The sequence below is a fragment of the Protofrankia sp. CiP3 genome, from assembly GCF_917627345.1.
Lineage (GTDB): Bacteria > Actinomycetota > Actinomycetes > Frankiales > Frankiaceae > Protofrankia.
In genome coordinates this window covers 1,679-5,063 of record NZ_CAKJTM010000157.1, presented here as the reverse complement: position 1 = coordinate 5,063, position 3,385 = coordinate 1,679, and the positions used below count along the sequence as shown (strand labels likewise).

Below are 3,385 nucleotides of genomic sequence, written 5' to 3'. Positions count from 1 at the left end.
TTGTCTCCGGCTGAGGTGGATGCGGTCGAGGCTCATGGCACGGGGACGGCTTTGGGTGATCCGATCGAGGCGCAGGCGCTGTTGGCGGTGTACGGCGATCGCGGTGAGGGCGGGGAGCCGTTGTGGTTGGGGTCGGTGAAGTCGAACATCGGGCATTCTCAGGCCGCGGCGGGAGTGATCGGGATCGCCAAGATGATCCTGGCGATGCGGCATGGGGTTCTGCCGCGGACTCTGCATGCTGAGACGCCGTCGTCGAAGGTCGACTGGTCGGCTGGTGATGTGCGGATTCTGACCGAGGAGCGTGAGTGGCCCTCGAGCGGGCGTCCGCGCCGGGCTGGGATCTCCTCGTTCGGATTCAGCGGCACCAACGCCCACGTCATCCTGGAACAGGCGCCGGACATTCCCGACATCCCTGCTGCTGTCCTCGCCTCGGACGCACCGGTCGACATGGACGCTCCTGAGACGTCGGGTGTGGTGCCGTTGGTGGTGTCGGCGCGGTCGCCGGAAGGCTTGCGCGCCGCTGCCGGGCAGCTGGCCGACTTCCTCGAACAGCAGCCCGTATCGAGCTTGGGTGATGTGGGGCGTGCGCTGTTGACGTCCCGTTCGGTGTGGGAGTTCCGGGCTGGAGTCGTGGCCGCGAGCCTGGATGAGGCGGTGGTGAAACTCCGCGCGATGGCTGCCTCTTCAGGCGGAGAGCAGGTCGCGCGTTCGGCGGGGCGGGTGGTGTTCACGTTCGCTGGTCAGGGTGCTCAGCGTGCGGGGATGGGCCGGGATCTGTGTGCCGCGTTCCCGGTGTTCGCCGCTGCGTTTGACGAGGTCTGTGCGGCGTTGGATGCGGAGCTGGGTGATGCGGCGCTGAGTTCGGTGCGTGAGGTCGCCTTCGCTGATGCGGGTTCTGATCTGGCGGGTCTGCTGGATCAGACGATGTACACGCAGTCGGTGTTGTTCGCCTTCGAGGTCGCGTTGTGGCGGCTGGTGGAGTCGTGGGGTGTTCGTGCGGATGCGCTGGTCGGTCATTCGATCGGTGAGCTGTCTGCGGCGTTCGTGGCCGGTGTGTGGACTCTGGAGGATGCCGCGCGTTTGGTGGCTGCCAGGGCTCGTCTGATGCAGTCGCTTCCGGCGGGGGGTGGGATGGCTTCGCTGGCCGCAAGTGAGGAACGGGTCGCGGAGTTGTTGGCCGACCGTGCTGGTGCGTGGGTCGCCGCTGTCAACGGACCGCGAGCCGTGACGGTCTCCGGAGAGCAGGCCGCAGTTGAGGAGATCGTCGCTCTAGCGGCTGGTGCGGGGATCCGAGCGCGGCTGCTGCCGGTCAGTCATGCATTCCACTCACCGCTGATGGATCCGATGCTGGAGGAGTTCGCCGCTGTCGCTGCGGGTGTCGCCTATCGGGAGCCGTCGGCGGCCGGACGACGGGAGTGGACGTCGCCGGAGTACTGGGTGCGGCAGGTCCGTGAACCCGTCCCTTATGCCGAGGCCCTCACCGAAGCCCGGGGCGACTTCCTGGTCGAGATCGGTCCGGATGGAAGTCTGACCTCTCTCGCCCGGACCAGTGACCATCCGGTTGCGGCGGTGGCGTTGTCGCGTCGGGATCAGCCGGAGCCGGATGCGGTCATCGCCGGGTTGCTGGAGTTGTGGACTGTGGGCGGGCCGGTCACGCAGGCTGCTCTGGCCGCGTTGATTCCCGGTGCCGCCGTTCCCGGTCGGGTCGTTCCGCTGCCCACGTACCCGTTCCAGCGGGATCGTTATTGGCTCGCTCCTGCTGCTGCCGGTACCGGTCAGGTGGCCGGTGGGCATCCGCTGCTGGGTCCGGCGGTCGAGGTTCCGGGTGGGGTGATGCTGGCCGGGCGGGTGTCGCTGAACACCCATCCGTGGCTGGCCGAGCACACGATCACCGACACCGTGGTCGTTCCCGGCGCCGCGATCGTCGAGCTTGCCATCGCCGCTGGGGATCGGGTGGATTGTTCGGTGCTGGATGAGCTCGTCATCCACGCCCCCCTGCTGATCCCGACGTCCGGTGTCGTCGAGATTCAGGTGCACGTTACCGATGCCGACACCGACTCCGCTGGGCGTCGGCCGGTGACGGTGAGTTCGCGCCTGGTCGGAACGCAGGAGTGGCAGCGCAACGCCGAGGGCTTCCTCACTCCCACCGCCGGTGTCGCTGGGGCGCAGGCGGCGGCGTTCGAGGCATGGCCGCCGTCGGGAGCACGTCGGGTGTCTCTGGACGATTTCTATGAGCGGCTCGCCGATGACGGCTATGGGTACGGGCCGCTGTTCCAGGGCCTGACAGCGGTCTGGGTGTGGGAAGGGGAGTTGTTCGGCGAGGTCACCCTCCCCGAAGGCGCCGATATCGACGGATACGGAATCCACCCCGCCCTCCTCGAAGCCGCCCTCCACCTGCCCACGGCCACCACCCCGCCTACCGGCGACACACTCATGCCGTTCACGTGGAACCGTGTCATCCTCCACGCCACCGGCGCCACCGCCCTCCGGATCCGCGCGACCCTGGGCCCCGGCGGGTTGGCGATGGACCTGGCCGACACCGCGGGCGAGCCGGTCCTGACCTTGGGAGCCCTCACCTCACGGCCCATCACCGCCACCGAGCTCAACGCTCCCACCGCCCCCGCTCGCGGTGCGATGTTCGCCGTCGACTGGAGCCCCCTGTCCGGCGGCGAGGTTGATGGCGCGAGCCGGCCGAGCAGCGCCGCGATCACGGATGTGGCGGGTCTGGAGGCCTTGGTCGAGGACGTGCCGGAGTGGCTGGTTCTCGATGTGGATCCGCTTGCCGCTGGTTCTGAGCCGGGTGAGTTGGTGCGGGTGCGGGTGGTGTTGGCGCGGGTGTTGGAGGTGTTGCAGGCGTTCACGTCCGGGTCGGCTTTTGGTGGGGCTCGGTTGGCGGTGGTGGTTCGGGGTGCGGGTGGTGACCCGGTCGCGGCCGCGGTGGCGGGGTTGGTGCGCTCGGCGCAGTCGGAGAATCCCGGCCGGATCCTGCTGGTGGATCTCGGCTCTGAGGCTGCGGGGCTTCCGGATCTCACGGGTGTGCTGGAGCAGGCTGCCGCTGATGGGGAGCGGGAGATTCGGCTGGGGGAGGGTCCGGTCGAGGTGCCTCGGCTTGCCCGAGTCGTTGAAGAGGATCTCCTGGCTGGGGGTGTGGGTGCCGGTTGCGTGGTGGTGACCGGTGGGACTGGGACGTTGGGCGGCCTCGTAGCCCGGCATCTCGTCACCGCACACGGAGTCCGGAATCTGATGCTGGTCTCACGGCGAGGCCCGGCCGCTGAAGGAGCCGCACGGTTGCGCGCCGAGCTACAGGCCGCCGGCGCCCAGGTGCGGATGGTGGCCTGCGACGTCGCTGATCGTGATCAGGTCGAGGCGTTGCTCGCTGGAGCAT

1 protein-coding gene is annotated in these 3,385 nt (G+C 68.7%); it reads left to right on the top strand.

Going from position 1 to position 3,385, the window contains the following annotated elements; all coding sequences use genetic code 11:
• Window positions 1–51 precede the first annotated feature (51 nt).
• Window positions 52–3,385: type I polyketide synthase (locus MJ797_RS24965; RefSeq protein WP_239341903.1), on the top strand; the 3,334-nt coding region annotated here is incomplete at its 3' end.